At 66.9% G+C, this 15,037-nt stretch carries 14 protein-coding genes; 10 read left to right on the top strand and 4 right to left on the bottom strand.

The window, feature by feature from the left end:
• The first annotated feature begins 41 nt into the window (after positions 1 to 41).
• The 9 genes from ASD15_RS23805 to ASD15_RS23765 are packed head-to-tail and all read left to right on the top strand — an operon-like array spanning position 42 to position 11,584.
• Entirely contained in the window at positions 42 to 1,190 is a 1,149-nt protein-coding gene (locus tag ASD15_RS23805; protein ID WP_057157522.1) for a DUF4214 domain-containing protein, read from the top strand.
• A 60-nt stretch (positions 1,191 to 1,250) separates the two neighbouring features.
• Entirely contained in the window at positions 1,251 to 3,374 is a 2,124-nt protein-coding gene (locus tag ASD15_RS23800; protein WP_082552106.1) for a glycosyltransferase, read from the top strand.
• Positions 3,371 to 5,824 carry a glycosyltransferase gene (locus ASD15_RS23795; protein ID WP_057157520.1) on the top strand — a complete coding sequence of 818 codons (2,454 nt, stop codon included), beginning with the start codon at positions 3,371 to 3,373 and terminating at the stop codon, positions 5,822 to 5,824. Before ASD15_RS23800 ends, ASD15_RS23795 begins: the two co-directional genes overlap by 4 nt.
• On the top strand, positions 5,821 to 6,456 hold the full coding sequence (locus ASD15_RS23790) for a methyltransferase domain-containing protein (RefSeq protein WP_057157519.1): 636 nt from the start codon (positions 5,821 to 5,823) through the stop codon (positions 6,454 to 6,456). Before ASD15_RS23795 ends, ASD15_RS23790 begins: the two co-directional genes overlap by 4 nt.
• On the top strand, positions 6,453 to 7,655 hold the full coding sequence (locus ASD15_RS23785) for a glycosyltransferase (protein ID WP_057157518.1): 1,203 nt from the start codon (positions 6,453 to 6,455) through the stop codon (positions 7,653 to 7,655). Before ASD15_RS23790 ends, ASD15_RS23785 begins: the two co-directional genes overlap by 4 nt.
• 36 nt (positions 7,656 to 7,691) lie before the next feature.
• The gene (locus ASD15_RS23780) at positions 7,692 to 9,053 is read left to right on the top strand and encodes a rhamnan synthesis F family protein (protein ID WP_082552105.1); all 1,362 of its coding nucleotides are present in this window, start codon (positions 7,692 to 7,694) and stop codon (positions 9,051 to 9,053) included.
• 3 nt (positions 9,054 to 9,056) lie between these two features.
• On the top strand, positions 9,057 to 10,055 hold the full coding sequence (locus ASD15_RS23775; protein ID WP_057157516.1) for a sulfotransferase family 2 domain-containing protein: 999 nt from the start codon (positions 9,057 to 9,059) through the stop codon (positions 10,053 to 10,055).
• A gap of 9 nt (positions 10,056 to 10,064) precedes the next feature.
• A complete protein-coding gene (locus tag ASD15_RS23770) occupies positions 10,065 to 10,994 on the top strand; it encodes a methyltransferase domain-containing protein (protein ID WP_057157515.1) in 930 nt (309 codons plus the stop codon).
• A gap of 35 nt (positions 10,995 to 11,029) precedes the next feature.
• The gene (locus ASD15_RS23765; RefSeq protein ID WP_057157514.1) at positions 11,030 to 11,584 is read left to right on the top strand and encodes a hypothetical protein; all 555 of its coding nucleotides are present in this window, start codon (positions 11,030 to 11,032) and stop codon (positions 11,582 to 11,584) included.
• A gap of 9 nt (positions 11,585 to 11,593) precedes the next feature.
• Here the strand turns inward: ASD15_RS23765 and ASD15_RS23760 are convergent, their stop codons facing one another.
• Positions 11,594 to 12,310, bottom strand: coding sequence for a pseudouridine synthase (locus ASD15_RS23760; protein ID WP_057157513.1), 717 nt, complete (start codon positions 12,308 to 12,310; stop codon positions 11,594 to 11,596).
• Between the two features lie 120 nt (positions 12,311 to 12,430).
• Between ASD15_RS23760 and ASD15_RS23755 the strand changes: the two genes are divergently transcribed.
• On the top strand, positions 12,431 to 12,727 hold the full coding sequence (locus tag ASD15_RS23755) for a hypothetical protein (protein WP_057157512.1): 297 nt from the start codon (positions 12,431 to 12,433) through the stop codon (positions 12,725 to 12,727).
• Between the two features lie 180 nt (positions 12,728 to 12,907).
• Here the strand turns inward: ASD15_RS23755 and ASD15_RS23750 are convergent, their stop codons facing one another.
• From ASD15_RS23750 to ASD15_RS23740, 3 genes are read right to left on the bottom strand one after another with little or no spacing between them, the layout of a single operon-like run.
• Complete coding sequence (locus ASD15_RS23750) at positions 12,908 to 13,945, bottom strand: S49 family peptidase (RefSeq protein ID WP_057157511.1); 1,038 nt, start codon at positions 13,943 to 13,945, stop codon at positions 12,908 to 12,910.
• Between the two features lie 28 nt (positions 13,946 to 13,973).
• Positions 13,974 to 14,348: a Rieske 2Fe-2S domain-containing protein gene (locus ASD15_RS23745; protein WP_057157510.1), complete on the bottom strand. Its 375-nt coding sequence runs from the start codon at positions 14,346 to 14,348 to the stop codon at positions 13,974 to 13,976.
• On the bottom strand, positions 14,348 to 15,007 hold the full coding sequence (locus tag ASD15_RS23740; RefSeq protein WP_057157509.1) for an HAD-IIIA family hydrolase: 660 nt from the start codon (positions 15,005 to 15,007) through the stop codon (positions 14,348 to 14,350). Before ASD15_RS23740 ends, ASD15_RS23745 begins: the two co-directional genes overlap by 1 nt.
• Positions 15,008 to 15,037: the final 30 nt, after the last annotated feature.

The raw sequence follows: 15,037 nt of genomic DNA, 5'->3' as shown, positions 1-15,037 counted from the left end.
GTTTCCGTACTTCGTGCTCGCAACTTCAAGGAGAATGAAAGATGTACGACTCAGATACCAGTACCGTCACCAGCGCATTGCAAGGCACCAGCACGGCGGTGTTCACCGACGACACCATCGCGCGCATCCTGGCGCTGACCAGCAGCGCGGGCGACCCGGCGATCAAGATCGACAACGCTCCCACCATCGCCGCCAACGGCACGGTCACCTTCTCCGCGGGCACCGAACTGGGCTTCGTGAACGTCACCGGCACCGGCACCAACCTGAGCATCACCGGCGAGGCCAGCACCATCATCCTGGGCGGCACCGGCAGCGCCAACCTGGTGGTCGGCAATCCGAACGACACCGTGGTCAGCGGCGGCCAGCCGCCGGCCGTCACGTTCATGGGCGGTCCGCCTCCGAATGTCCCCGAGGCGCTGCTCACCGCGCTGGCCAACGTCGATCCGCAGGCGGCCCGGGTGGTGGTGGGTTCGGCCGGCAATGACAAGATTACCGTGGTCGACAAGAAGAACACGCTGACCGTGCTGGGCAGCGGCGACAGCACCGTCATCACCGGCCACGGCGTCGACACGGTCCAGGCCACGCTCGGCAACAGCACCATCATCGGCGGCAACGGCGACTACGCCGTGGTAAAGCTGGCCGGCAACTCCAGCAACTACACGATCCAGGGCACCGACGGCAGCGGCGCGACCAAGGGCCACGCGGTGCTGACCAACGCCACCACCGGCAAGACCACCAACATCTCCGGCATCCAGTTCGTCCAGCTGGACAACAGTGAATCGCTGGTGTTTGCCAAGAACCTGGTGGAAGGCCAGGCCGGCCTGATGTACCAGGCCGTGTTCGGGCGCGACGCCGACGCTTCCGGCTTCGATTTCTGGCTCGACGCCATCAAGGCCGGCACCTCGACGATCAGGCGGGTGGCGCACGACTTCGTCAATTCGCCCGAGTTCGCAGCCACGCACGCCAACCAGACCGACCAGCAATTCGTGCAGAGCCTGTACCAGAACCTGTTCGGCCGCGCCGGCAAGGCTGAAGGCGTGGCGTTCTGGACCGACGCCCTGGCGCATGGCACGACCAGGGGCGACGTGGTGGCGGACTTCACGCAAGTCGCGATCAACAACGTTGCCGGCATCATCCACACCGAAGCGCAGGTGATCGGCAACGTCACTATCGTGTCCGGCATCATCTAGGCCGGTGTCATTTTTCGGCGGGAACCATCCCGGCCGGACTTCTTTAGGCAGCGACTGTACATGACGCACCCGAAAGGGGGGCCTCCCCCCTTTTTCCTTGCTTGCTGCCCCCGCACGCGCGCCGACGCCCTGCTGGCGCGCGCAGCCGAGGCATTTCAAGCCGGCCATTACGCCGACGCGCTGATCGCAGCCGAGTCATTGTGCCGCCGCTATCCGGCGCAGCACATTCCGGCCTTGCTGCGCAGCCGCATTGTGGACATGTGCCGTCCCGAACTGGCCGCCCGTGCTTGTTACCTGGCGTGGACCACCGCGCCCGAGCTGCCCATGCTGCAGGACGCCATGCTGGGCAGCTGGCTGCGGGGCGGCGCCGCCGACAGCGTGCGCGCGCTGGGTCCGGCCTTCCTGCCCGCCCGTTGCCGCGACGGCAGCCACGCCGCCCTGGCCGCGCTGCTGCGCCAGGCCGGCCTTGGCGCGCTGGGCGCCTGCTGGAAAAACGGCGCCGCCATCGAAGGCGTGCTGCTGCCCGCCGCCGGCACGCCCGCGCAGGCGCGCCTGCTGCTGTCCGACGAGCACACCCAGTACCAGTTTCAGATCCCGGCCGACGGCCGCCGCTTCCGCCTGCCCTGCCCGCAGCCGGACGGCGTGTGGTCGCTGAGCTTTGACACCGCCGCCGGCGAAAGCGGACCGCTGCAAGGCGCGCCGCTGGTGTTCGGCCCGCCGTTCGGCTCGCCGTTCGGCTCGCCGTTCGGCCCGCCGCCCGGACCGCAAGCCGGCCGGGCCGGGCTCTCAGCGGCGCGGGCCAGCGAGCGCGCGGAGGCCGGGGCCAGGATCGAGGCACGGTCCGCAGCGCCGGCGCCGCGCATGGTCGATATCGTCATCCCCGTCTATTCCGACGCCGCGCGCACCCGGGCCTGCATCGACAGCGTGCTGGCCAGCCTGGCGCAGAACGCCACGCCGGCCGCCGTGCTGGTGGTCGACGACGCCAGCCCGGAGCCGGCGCTGTCGGCCTGGCTGGACGGCCAGGCGGCCGCCGGCCGCATCACGCTGCTGCGCAACCGCCACAACCTGGGCTTCATCGAAACCTGCAACCGCGCCATGCGCCGGCATCCCGGGCGCGACATCATGCTGCTCAACGCGGACACCCTGGTCCACGGCGACTGGCTGGACCGCCTGCGCGCCGCCCTGTACAGCGCCCCGGACCTGGCCTCGGTCACGCCCTGGTCCAACAACGGCGAAATCAGCAGCTTCCCCGCCATCGCCAACGCCGCGCGCGGTCCCGACGCGCAGCAGCTGGCCCGCATCGACCGCACGGCGGCGGCGCTGCGCGCCGGCGGCGGCACCGGCGACATCGAACTGCCCACCTGCTGCGGCTTCGCCATGCTGGTCCGGCGCAGTGTGCTCGACGAGATCGGTTTGCTGGACGGCGTGCACCTGGTGCGCGGCTACGGCGAAGAGGTCGACTGGTGCCTGCGCGCGCGCGCCGCCGGCTACCGCCACCTGCTGGCCAGCGGCGTGTTCATCGCCCACGCGGGCACGGTCTCGTTCCGCTTTGAAAAGACGCTGCGCGTGCGCCAAAACCGCGCCGTGCTCAGCGCGCGCCACCCGCGCTACCACGACGAGTACGACCGTTTCCTGGCCGACGATCCCTTGCAGGCGGCGCGCGCGGCGCTGCGTGCCGCGCTGGCGGCACAGCGCTGCCCGTGGCTGGCGGCCGCCATGCACGCGCTGCACGGCGCCGACGAACCGGCCCGCCCCGTACCCGCGCCGCTGCCCGCCTCCTGCCTGCGCATCGGCGTCTGGCAGCACCGCGCGCACCACCGCGGCAACGGCCGGCTGCTGGAACTGGCGCGGCTGATCGCCAGCCGCCCGCAGCTGTCGCTGCGCCTGCTGGTGATCGGCTACGCCAGCGAAGCGCTGTGGCGCACCGGCGTGGTGGATGCGCTGCCGTCCGGCGCCGGCAGCAACCACGCCCTGCTGGGCGACGCCGCGCTGCTCGGCATGGCCGGCTGCCCGCTCGTGCTGGCGTCGCCGGAACTGACCACGCCGGTGGGCGTGGCGCGCGTCGACCTGGACCAGGACTTCACCCCGCAAACCTGGCTGGACCGCTGGCTGGCGCACTACGCGGCGCCGGCCGCGCCGCGCGGCGCGGACCAGCCGCAATCAACCGAGACCGCCGCCGCATGAACAATGCCCCGCCTACCGGCCGCAAGCCAGGCGCCAGCAACGGCGCGCCCGCGCGCCGCACCGCGCAACGCTGGCACGGCGCGTTCGAAGGCCTGCACCGTGGCCTGGCTTACGGCTGGGCCGTCGACAGCGAACTGCCGCAGCAGTGCGTGGTACTCGAAATCCTGCGTGACGGCGAGCCGCTCGGTTCCGTGATCGCCGACGTGGCGCGCAGCGACCTGCTGGGCCGGTTCGCCGCGCACGGCGCACACGGCGCCTGCCACGGCTTTGTTGCCGACCTGGGCCACCTCGCCGCCGACGCGCAGGGCGTGCTCACCGCGCGCGTGGCCAACACCGGCTGCGTGCTGCCCGGCCACGCCGAACTGGCAAGCACCGATGCGGCCAGGCCGCCGCTGGCTATCCGCAGCGCCGTGTTCAGCGACGGCGCGCTGCGCCTGCACGGCTGGGCCGCCGACAGCCGCGACGAGCGCCGCAAGGTCACCGTGCGCGCCTACCTGGGCCAGCAACTGCTGGCGGAAACCGTCGCCGACCAGCAGCATCCAGCCACCCGCAGCGCCGGCGTGGGCGACTGCGGCTTCACGCTGGACCTGCCCCCGGCCCTGGGCGACGGCCGCAGCCACAGCGTGCGCGTGACCGGCGGCAACGGCGAGGCGCTCAATGGCAGCCCGCTCACGGTCTGCTGCTACGCGGACGGCGCCCGCGCGCTGCTGGCCGCGGACGGCGGCGCGCCGCGCGGCGGCGTGCTGGCCAGCCTGCTGGACGGCTATGAACGCAACCTGCCACGCAGCCTCGGCCTGGGCCACTACCCGCAATGGCGCACCATGTTCGAAGCGGCCGCCGCCACCGCCGCTGCGCCTGCGGCGCAGGTCGGCCTGATCGTGGCGCCCGGCGATGCGGCCGCGCTGCAGCGCACGCTGGCCAGTATCGCGCGCCAGTGCCGCGCCGGCGTGCGCGCCTTCCCGTCCGCCGCCGGCAAGCAGCAAGCCACGCAGCCCTTCGCCGCACAAGTGCAGGCTGCGCTCGGCGCCGGCTGCCAGCTGCTGGCCTGCGTGCGCGCCGGGGACGAGCTGCCGCCGCACGCGGTCGGCTGCATGCTGGAAGCGTTTGCCGCGCCGGACGTGCAGCTGGCTTACAGCGACAGCGAGCGCGCCGGCCAGCCCTGGTTCAAACCGGCCTGGAACCCCGACTACGCGCTGGCCAGCGACTACCCGCTGGACCTGCTGCTGGCCCGCGCCGATGCCGTGCGCGCCCTGCCGGAAGCGGCGCTGGAATCAGCGGCCAGCCTGGCCTGGTCGCTGCTGGCGGCGCACTGGCGCACGGCCGCGCGCGCCATCGCCCACGTGCCGCGCGTGCTGCTGCACTGCGGCGCACCGCCGGACGTGCAGGAACTGCAGCAGCGGCTCGATGCCGCCGCCGCCGCGCTGCGGTCCGTGGAACCGAAATCCACCTTGCAAGCGCTGCCCGGCGCACCAGCCGGCGCGGGCTTCCTGCCGCGCCGTGTGCTGCGCCCGCTGGGCAAACGCGAACGCCAGGCCAAGGTCAGCCTGATCATCCCCACGCGCGACCGGGTGGAACTGCTGGAACGCTGCATCGGCTCCATCCGGCGCCATACCGACTGGCCCGGCCTGGAGCTTGTCGTCATCGACAACGACTCCGCGCTGCCCCGCAGCAGGAGCTATTTCCGCAAGCTCGCCCAACAGGGCGTCATCATCCTGCCCTGCCCCGGCCCGTTCAACTTCGCCACGCTGAACAACGCCGCCGTGCACGCCGCCAGCGGCGAGATCATCGGCCTGGTCAACAACGACATCGAAGCGCTGCACGGCGGCTGGCTCGACGAGATGGTGGGCCAGCTGCTGCGCCCGGGCGTGGGCGCGGTGGGCGCCAAGCTGCTGTGGCCGAACGGCATGGTGCAGCACGGCGGCGTGCTGCTCGGCGTGGGCAATGTGGCAGGGCACTTCGGCAACCGGCTGGCCGACGCCGACTGGGGCGACCATGGCCGCAACCAGCTGCAGCAGCAAGTGAGCGCCGTCACCGCCGCCTGCCTGCTGCTGCGCAAGCGCGACTACCTGGCCGTGGGCGGCATGGACGGTGCGGCCTTCCCGGTCGCCTTCAACGACGTCGACCTGTGCCTGAAGCTGCGCCAGGCCGGCAAGGCCATCGTCTGGACCCCGCATGCGCGCCTGCTGCACGCCGAGTCCGCCAGCCGGGGCCACGAGGACACGCCGCAAAAGCGCGCCCGCGCGCTGCGCGAAATCGACCAGCTGCGCGCGCGCTGGGGCCAGGCCCTGCAGCACGACCCGGCCTACCACCCCAGCCTGAACCTGGACCCGCACAGCCACGCCTACGGCGGCCTGGCGCTGCCGCCGCGCGACCGTACTCCGCGCCTGGCCGGCCTGCGCAACGATGACAACCACGGCAGCGCCGCGCTGCCCCACCAACGGACCCCATGAGCGCCAACCCAGCCACCTTCGCATCCCCCCAGGCGCCGGCCCAGCCGCTGCTGCTGCATGTCGGCTGCGGCCACGCCCGGCCCGAACGCCTGCCGGCCTACTTCCGCGAGCGCCAGTGGCGCGAAATCCGGCTCGACATCGATCCCGGCGTGCAGCCCGACATCGTCGGCAGCATCGCCGACCTGTCCGCCATTCCATCCGCCGGCGTCGACGCGATCTGGTGCTCGCACAGCCTGGAGCACCTGCCATCGTTCGAGGTGCCGGCCGCCCTGGAAGCGTTCCGCCGCGTGCTCAAGGCGGACGGCTTCGCGCTGATCAGCGTGCCCGACCTGCGCGCCGTGGCGCGCCACATCGTCGAGGGCGACTTGCAGCAGCCGCTGTACCATGCGGCCGCCGGACCGATCAGTGCGCTCGACATCCTGTTCGGCCACCAGGCGTCTATCCGCAAAGGCAACCAGTACATGGCGCACCGCACCGGTTTCACCAGCGATACGCTGGGCGGTGCGCTGGCCGAGGCCGGCTTCGACGAAGTGCGCGTGCACGAGGGCACGCACTGGGACTTGTGGGCCGTGGCCACCATGCCGCGCACGCCCGGCGAACTGTTCAACCAGCTGGCCGGGGTGGTGCGTTGAAAGCGCTGTTCATCCACCAGAATTTTCCCGGCCAGTTCATCCATGTGTCGGCCGCGCTGGCCGCCGACAGCGGCAACCAGGTGGCGGCGCTGTCCATGGAGCGCAATCCGGCGCCCGCCGGCGTCGCCGTGCGCCACTACACGCTGCTGCGCGAGCCCGCAGAGGAGATCCACCCGCTGCTGGCGGACCAGGAAGGCATGGTGCTGCGCGCCGAAGCGTGCGCCGCAGCGGCCTTGCAGCTCAAGCGCGACGGCTTCGAGCCGGACGTCATCGTGGCCCATCCGGGCTGGGGCGAAGCGCTGTTCATCAGGGACGTGTTCCCGCGCGCCCGGCTGGTGATCTATTGCGAGTTCTACTATGCGGTGGAAGGCCGCGACGTCGGCTTCGACCCGGAAGAGCCGCCGCTGACCTTCGCCCAGCGCTGCCGCCTGCGCCTGAAAAACACCACCAACCTGCTCAGCTTGGAGCTTGCCGACGCCGCCATCTCGCCCACGCAATGGCAGAAGAGCACCTACCCCGCCTGGGCGCAGGACAAGATCACCGTGATCCACGACGGCATCGACCTGCAGCGCCTCAGGTTCAATCCGCGCGCCCGCCTGACCATCGAGGCCGCCGCCGGCGGCCACCTGACGTTGCGGCCGGGCGACGAGGTGCTGAGCTATGTGTCGCGCAGCCTGGAGGCGGTGCGCGGCTTTCACGTTTTCATGCGCGCCCTGCCGGAAGCGTTGCGCCGCCGCCCCCATGCCCACGCCGTCATCGTCGGCGGCGCCGCGCCGGGCTACGGCTGGCACGCCCCCGGCGGCCGGCCCTGGAAGGATTACATGCTGGACGAAGTGGGCGGCCGGCTGGACCTGCGGCGGGTCCATTTTGTCGGCAAGGTACCGTACCAGAGCTATCTCGACCTGCTCAGCATCAGCAAGGTGCACAGCTACTGGACCACGCCGTTCGTGCTGTCGTGGTCTTTGCTGGAAGCGGCGCTGAGCGGTGTGCCGGTGGCGGCGGCCGACACCGCGCCGGTCAGGGAGTTCGCCGGACGGCTTGGCATCCAGACCGCCGGCTTCTTCGACCATGGGCAGTTTTCCGAGCACATGGTGGCCGGCTTGAGCCAGGCCCCGGCAAGCCGGCGCGCGCCGCCGGCGATGCCCGAGCTGTCGATTGCCCACTGCGTCCGCGCGCAAAAAAAACTGCTGCGGCACTGACCCTTACACTGACCGCTACCGCGAAAGAACAGAACCATGCGAGACAAACCGCAAACCGCAGTGCCGGCCCAGGACGAGCCCGCCGGCGCACCGGACGGCGCCTCCTTTTCGGCGCGCGGCCACGTCGACACCGTGGCCCACAGCACCCTCAAAGGCTGGGCGGTCAGGAACGACAGGCAAGACATCGCGGCCACCGTCGAACTGTTCATCGACGACGTCCGGGTCGGCCTTGCCGAATGCAAGAGCTACCGCACCGACTTGCGCGACGCGCGCATCCGGGGCGGCTTTGCAGGATTCGAATTCCCGATTCCCAGCGCGTTCCTGGACGGGCTGCCGCACCGGATCCACGCCAGGGTCCCCGGTGCCAGCGACGGGCACGGGCTGCCCGGACTGGCAGAATTCTCGGACTACGATCCCACCGCCCGGCGCGACCACTTCCAGCACTACTACCGGTCCGCCGTGCTCTCGACATCCTTTCCCGGACGCTCGGCCGAGGTGCTGAAACGCATGGGCAAGCTGGCCATTTTCTGCTCTTACTTCGAACAGCCCTTCTTTTCCGCCTACCATGAACGGATGCTGGAGAGCTTGAGGAAAAGCGGCTACTGGATCCTGTGCGTCCACTCGCTGGCCGAGGACATGCCGCAGCCGGCCGCGCCGCGCCAGGCCGACGGCTACCTCGTCAAGAAGAACCATGGCTATGACTTTGGTTCCTGGCTGGCCGGGATCCACTTCCTCCAGGAATTCCTGCCCGGGCTGGAGCACATGGTGCTGATCAACGACAGCGTACTGGGTCCGTTCAATGACCTGGCTGGCCTATTCGGAAACATGGAGGCCGACCCGGCCGACTTCTGGGGCCTGATCGACAGTTTCCAGACCAACTACCACCTGCAGAGTTTTTGCCTGGGCTTCAAGAAGCGCATACTGCAAAGCAGCTTCTTCACGTCCTTCTGCTCATCGTTCAGCTTCTCCGACGACAAGGGCGTGGTCATCCAGGAAGGCGAGCTGTCGCTCACCCGCAAGCTGACGCAACAGGGATTCCTGCCGGCCACCGCGTTCAAGTACGAAGATGTGGCCAGCCACTGGGTGAAGAAATGGCGCGGCGAGCTCCACGGCAAGAAGCCGGACCGGAACGCCGCCCCGGACCTGGCCAGGAGCCGGCTGCTGGCCCTGATAGAGGACGTGGAAGCGGGCATCCCGATGAATCCGACCCACTTGTTCTGGGACAGCCTGATCGAGCTGGGCTTCCCCTTCATCAAGCGCGAACTGCTGTTCAAGAATCCGATGAACCTGCCCAATCTGCACCTGGCCAAGCGGCTCATCGCCAGCCATTCGGACTACGACCTGGCGCTGATCGAGCACGCCAGCCGCTTCTTCCCGGTCAGCCGGATCTACCTGTAAGCGATGAAAATACCGCGCCCCCTGCTCTCGTCCCTGTTCGGCAAGCAGCATGCCGTCGACCTGGAGGAATTGATCAAGAGCGTGTTCAGGGAACTGATCGGCCGCGAGGTCGAGCCGGCGTCCCTCGAATACTGGACCCAGGCCATCCAATCGGGCCTGCACAGCGTGGACTACTTCCTGCAGTTCGTCTCGACCAGCCAGGAAGCGATCGAGAACATCCCCGCCGAGAACCATGAGCACCTGCTGAAACTGATTTACCAGCGTTCCCAGGCCGGCTCGGCGAGCGGCAATCCCTATCTGATCAACGAGAGCAGGCGCAAGCTGTATTTCCTGCATATACCGAAGGCGGCGGGGATCTCGTTGACGCATTACCTGGCGCAGGACTACCATCCGCTGCAGATCAAGTCCACCGTGTTCGGCAGCACGCAACAGCACAGCTTCCACCGGTTTTTCGTCGGCCATTTTTCCATCAACGAGATTCCGGCGCACGACCACGATTCGGTCAAGCTGATTTCCATTCGCGATCCGCGCAGCCGTATCGTCAGCCTCTACCATTTTCTGACCAACGTCCCCGACGAGGACGCGACCTGGGGCAGGGCCGCGCAAGCGGCGCGCAGCGGCACGCTGGCGGAGGTGCTCAGCTGCAGCGATCCGCAGGTCAGGTTCGCATTCGACAATTACTACGTCCGCGCCCTGTCCGGGCGCGGCGTGCCGCTGTCCGCAATAGACAAGGTGATGGACCAGGACGACCTGTGCACGGCGATCGCGAACCTGGCCAGGTTCGATCACGTGGTCAGGATGGAAGACCTGACTGCCAACGGCGGCCTGGCGCCGTCCACCGTGCAGGATCTGAAAGCGCGGCTGGACCTGCAGCTGCAGCTGCCTATCGCGGAGATGAACCGGGGCGATAGAAGCAGGCCGGTCAATCTCGACGACATCCCGCAAGACATGGTCGCGCTGGACTACCAACTGCTGCAAAAATACTACGCCATACTACGTTAAGGGATCACGATGAAAGCCATCTCATTAAACGGCTACACCTTCTATTTTGAATGCGCCTCGAAATTTCATTCCTTCCTCATCATCAAGGGGCTGGTCCATTCGCAATCCGGGGCCGCGGTCAGCATCGCTTCGGTCGAGCTGAAGGGAGACGGCATCCAGTTCCAGAAAAGCGCCATCCGGGCCGAAGAGAACGGCAATAATTTCGCCTACAAATTCGAGCTGGAGGCGATCTCGCTGTCCAACGGCTACCATGCGGACATGGGCGTGGAAATCGCCATCGACGGCGTCAAGCTGTTCATCAGTATCCGGGACATCACGGCGGTCCTGCAGCACCTGGACAAGGACCTGGGGCAGCAGTTCCTCCAGCATGTCAACGAAGCGGGCAAGATCAAGCTGCTGGACATCGGCGGCCGCGCGCGCAGCGGGGTGCTGCGGGCCGACGATTTCTCCACCGTCGAGACCACCGTGATCGACATCGTCAGCGATACCGGCGTCGATATCGTGGTCGACGCCCACAATATGTCGTCCAAGCTCAACAAGGACGAGTTCGACGCCTGCATGTGCATCTCGGTGTTCGAGCACCTGATCATGCCGTGGAAAGTGGTGCTGGAAGTAAATAAAGTGATGAAGACCGGCGGCGTGTTCCTGGTCGCCACCCACCAGACCGTCGGCCTGCACGACATGCCCTGGGACTACTACCGCTTTTCCGATTCCGCGTGGGACGGCCTGTTCAACAAGTTCACCGGCTTCGAGATTGTCGGCAGGGCCATGTCCGGACTGAACTACATCACACCGTTTGCCTGGTCGGCCGACAAGAACTTCGCCGAGCGCGCCTGCGGCTACGAAAGCAGCACGGTGCTGGTGCGCAAGACCGGCGACAGCAAATTGCAATGGCCGGTGATTGCGTCCGACCTCGTGGATGACAATTATCCCGAATAAGGGCCTCGGCCCGCAACTACCAAGGAAGACATGACATGCCATCCCGTTCAGAAGACAAGGCCAACCAGATCTTGCGCGAATATCAAGCGGCATTCTCGACATTGAACGCGGGGGACTTCATCGGCGCGGACTGGGGCGCCAAGGCGCTGCTGCTGGCGCTGGAAAAGGAGAACGGCGTGCTGACCAACGAGGCGGTGCCGTTTTTCGTCGCCCTGCGCTTCGACCGCCACCTGGACGTCAACACCTTGCCGGACGTGATTTCAGGCCTGCTGTACATCCGCGGCATGGCCAATATACAGCTCGGGCACCATGCGCGCGCCCGGGAGTTTTTCTGCGCTGCCTATGAATTCGCCTTCAGGAAGCTGGTCTACAGATCCAATCCGATCGACATCTCCGAAGGCATCTTCTGGCCGGCGCTGTTCCACGAGGCGCTCAGCGCCAAGATGGACGCCAACCTGCAAGGATTGATTTATGCGCGCAGCTTGTTCGCCCATCATGCCAACAACCACCAGCTGCTCAGCTCAACGGCGCCATTCGAAGCGTCCATGCGGGAATTCAAGCTGCGCGTCGAACACGAACTGGCCTCCTGAGCGTCAGGGTCAGGCCGGCGCCAGCAGCGCCAGTTGCTCCGGCGCCAGGTAGCACCATTCGCCCTCGGCCAGGCCCAGCGATTCCAGCTGCAGCTGGCCGATGGCCGAGCGGTGCAGCGCGCTGCAATGGTTGCCGGCGGCGGCCAGCATGCGCTTGACCTGGTGGTACTTGCCCTGCTCCAGCACGATTTCCAGCTGATGCTCGCCGCGCTGCTCGCACACCAGTGCCGCCAATGGCGCCGGTTCGTCGTGCAGCTGCACGCCGGCCAGCAGCTGCGCCACCAGCTCCGGCGTCACCGGAGCTTGCGTGGTGGCCTGGTACACCTTGGGAACGTGCCGCTTCGGCGACGATTGTGCATGGATAAACGGCCCATCGTCGGACATCAGCAGCATGCCGGTGGTGTCGTGGTCGAGCCGGCCGACCGGCTGCACCTCGCGCCAGCTGAATTGCTCGGGCAGCAGCGTCAGCACGCCCGGGTGATGGCTGGGCTTGCGCGAGCATTCGTAGTTGGCCGGCTTGTTCAGCGCGATGTACAGGTGTTCGCGGTACACCCACTCTTCGTCGAAGATGGTCAGCACCAGGCCATCGGTGTCGATGCTGGCCTTGTAGTTGTCGTGGACTACGCCGGCGATGCTGACTTCGCCGTCTTCGATCAGGGCGCGGCAGTATTTGCGCGTGCCGAAACCCTGGGATTGCAGGATGCGGTCTAAGGATAATTTGCTCATAGGGCGAGACTTTACCAGATTTCAAACACAGCTTGACGCAGATCAAAGGCCCCGCAGCTTGCTCCGCTACACTAAATTTAATGTAGGAATCTACCTAGTGCCTGTCAGAAAGGATGCAAGATGAGCTCGCAAAAAATGGCTACCCGCCACCTCGCGCTGCACGCCACCCGCCTCGGCGTGGCGCGCTGGCGACTGGGCGCGGCAGGCAAGGCGCCATCCGCCATGCCGCAAGCGCACTGGCATTTGGCAGCGCAACAGCACTTCCTCGATTGGCTGGCCGGCGGCGGCATCAACTCGGAAATGGCATGCGAAAATGAAAACAGCGGCAATGACGCCGCCGTTCTCATGCCCCATTGCGGGGCTCAATGCGAGGAATTGAAATTCTCTCGGGTCCGCATCAGCGATGCGGTTGAGTAGTTCGTTTCTGACTTACGGCAAACTTGTGCAGACAACGAGTTATGCTGTTTATGCGGCCTCCCTGGGAAAGAACTACAACACCAATATAGCCCACCCCGGGAAGAATACAAGAAGAAATCAGGCCGTCTTGTCAATGTTGCACCGTGCGGTGACGCACGCAAACACGACATTTCTCTGCAATTAGCGCACTGCGGGGGCAGCGCTTTGCACTGCCGCCTTCATCACGCCGGCGCCCATGGCGGCGCCGAATTTCTTCAGCACGCGCTCAGGCAAACCCTCGTGCTGGGTGTAGTCGACGATGTCCTCGGCGTGCACCACGTCGCGCGCGACGGTATCGACCGTCCCCAGCCCGTCCGCCAGGCCCATGTCGATGGCGCGCGCGCCGGTCCAGAACAGGCCGGAGAAGGTTTCCGGGGTTTCCTTCAGGCGCTTGCCGCGTCCGGTGCGCACCACGTCGATGAACTGGCCGTGTATCTCGTTCAGCATGGTCTGCGCGTGCTGGCGGTGTTTCTCGCTCATCGGCATGAACGGGTCCAGGAAGCCTTTGTCGGCCCCGGCCGTCAGCAGGCGCCGCTCCACGCCGACCTTGTTCATGACGCCGCTGAAGCCAAACCCGTCCATCAGCACGCCGATGGAGCCGACGATGCTGGCCTTGTTGACGAAAATCTTGTCGCCGGCGGCAGCAATGTAATAGCCGCCCGAGGCGCAGATTTCGTTGACCACCACGTACAGCGGCTTGGCCGGGTAGCCCTGGCGCAGGCGGCGGATCTCGTCGACGATCATGCCAGCCTGCACCGGGCTGCCGCCCGGGCTATTTATATGCAGCACCACGGCCACCGAGCCGTGGTCGGAAAAAGCCTTGTTCAGGGCCGGGATCACCACCGCCGCCGAACCGCTGCCTTCCGTTTCGATATCGCCTTCGATCTCGATCAGGGCCGTGTGGCGGCCCAGGGTTTCGGTGTCGGCGCCGGGGAAGGTGAAATCGAAATAGGCGGCGATGGCGACAAATACCAGCACTAAGGTCATCAATTTGAAGAAGATGCCCCAGCGCCGGTTGGCGCGGCGCTCGCGCACGGTGGACAGCACCAGCTTTTCGAGTACCTCGCGCTCCCAGTTCAGCCCCGCCACCGATGGGGCGGGCGCAGGCGCCGGATTGGATGCGGCGCCGGCGGGAGTGTTGCCGCCAGCGTGATTGTTATCGCTCGTATTGTCGCTCATAAAATCTTAACTCGGGGGTGGGCGCCGCTCAGGCGCGGGCGGGCCGGATGTAGTCGTCCGGCTGCCAATAAAGGTGCTCGTCGTGCTCCACCACGGCGATCGGGCGCAGCCGGCCGCCACGGCACGGACCGCCGGCGCACTGGCCGTTGTCGGGAATGTACACCGCGCCGTGGGTCGAACACATGATGTACAGCTTGCTCGACTCGAAAAATTCGCCCTGGTTCCAGTCCAGTTCGATGGGCACGTGGGCGCACCGGTTCAGGTAGCCGTAGACCTTGCCGCCATAGCGCACCACGAAGCCGGTGGCGTCCTCGCCGCCGGCCGTGACTGGGAAGCGCACGCCGCGGCCCAGGTCCGCTACCGCGTCGGCCGCGCAGATCAGGATTTCCACGCTATCGCTCATCAGGCGTTCTCGTTCAGCCACTGGTGCAGCTCGGCCACGGTTTTGGCCGAGTACATCGGGTTGCAGGCCTGCAGCTGGTCGACCGGATGGGCGCCGTACTCGACCGCCACCCCGGCCGCACCGGCGTTGTTGGCCATCAGCAAGTCATGGCTGGTGTCGCCTATCATCAGGGTACGCTTCAAGTCCTGTCCCAGTTCACGGGTCAGTTCCTGCAGCATGGCCGGATGCGGCTTGGAGAAGGTTTCGTCCGCGCAGCGCGTGGCGTCAAACAGCGACAGCAGCCCGGCCGCATTCATCGCGCGGTTCAGGCCGACGCGGCTCTTGCCGGTCGCCACGGCCAGGAAGTACGCCTGCTGCGACAGTTCCTGCAGCATCTCGGCCACGCCCTTGAACAAGGTCAGCTCATGGTCTTTCGACAAGTAGTGGTAGCGGTAGCGCTCCACCATGCGCGGATAATATTTGGGGTCGATGTTGGGCATCACCGCCTGCATGGCCTCGTACAGGCCCAGGCCGATGACGTGCGAGGCCGCGTCCTCGCCGGGAATGGGCAGGGCCAGATCCTTGGCCGCAGCCTGGATGCAGCGCACGATTGTTGATGTGCTGTCCATCAACGTGCCGTCCCAATCAAACACGATCAGATCAAATTGCTTTCTTGCCATGTATTCCGGCGCTGCCTGCCACCGGCTCCT

Source organism: Massilia sp. Root351, from assembly GCF_001425045.1.
In the GTDB taxonomy this organism is placed as follows: domain Bacteria; phylum Pseudomonadota; class Gammaproteobacteria; order Burkholderiales; family Burkholderiaceae_D; genus Rugamonas.
Note: the sequence above shows the minus strand (reverse complement) of the source record. Positions and strands in the feature narration are given on the sequence as shown.

Coding starts and splice junctions, on each gene's coding strand:
- ASD15_RS23775 (WP_057157516.1), top strand. CDS start 9,057: ATGAAAATACCGCGCCCCCTGCTCTCGTCCCTGTTCGGCAAGCAGCAT.
- ASD15_RS23805 (WP_057157522.1), top strand. CDS start 42: ATGTACGACTCAGATACCAGTACCGTCACCAGCGCATTGCAAGGCACC.
- ASD15_RS23745 (WP_057157510.1), bottom strand. CDS start 14,348: ATGAGCGATAGCGTGGAAATCCTGATCTGCGCGGCCGACGCGGTAGCG.
- ASD15_RS23750 (WP_057157511.1), bottom strand. CDS start 13,945: ATGAGCGACAATACGAGCGATAACAATCACGCTGGCGGCAACACTCCC.
- ASD15_RS23740 (WP_057157509.1), bottom strand. CDS start 15,007: ATGGCAAGAAAGCAATTTGATCTGATCGTGTTTGATTGGGACGGCACG.
- ASD15_RS23770 (WP_057157515.1), top strand. CDS start 10,065: ATGAAAGCCATCTCATTAAACGGCTACACCTTCTATTTTGAATGCGCC.
- ASD15_RS23765 (WP_057157514.1), top strand. CDS start 11,030: ATGCCATCCCGTTCAGAAGACAAGGCCAACCAGATCTTGCGCGAATAT.
- ASD15_RS23790 (WP_057157519.1), top strand. CDS start 5,821: ATGAGCGCCAACCCAGCCACCTTCGCATCCCCCCAGGCGCCGGCCCAG.
- ASD15_RS23760 (WP_057157513.1), bottom strand. CDS start 12,310: ATGAGCAAATTATCCTTAGACCGCATCCTGCAATCCCAGGGTTTCGGC.
- ASD15_RS23755 (WP_057157512.1), top strand. CDS start 12,431: ATGAGCTCGCAAAAAATGGCTACCCGCCACCTCGCGCTGCACGCCACC.
- ASD15_RS23800 (WP_082552106.1), top strand. CDS start 1,251: ATGACGCACCCGAAAGGGGGGCCTCCCCCCTTTTTCCTTGCTTGCTGC.
- ASD15_RS23795 (WP_057157520.1), top strand. CDS start 3,371: ATGAACAATGCCCCGCCTACCGGCCGCAAGCCAGGCGCCAGCAACGGC.
- ASD15_RS23780 (WP_082552105.1), top strand. CDS start 7,692: ATGCGAGACAAACCGCAAACCGCAGTGCCGGCCCAGGACGAGCCCGCC.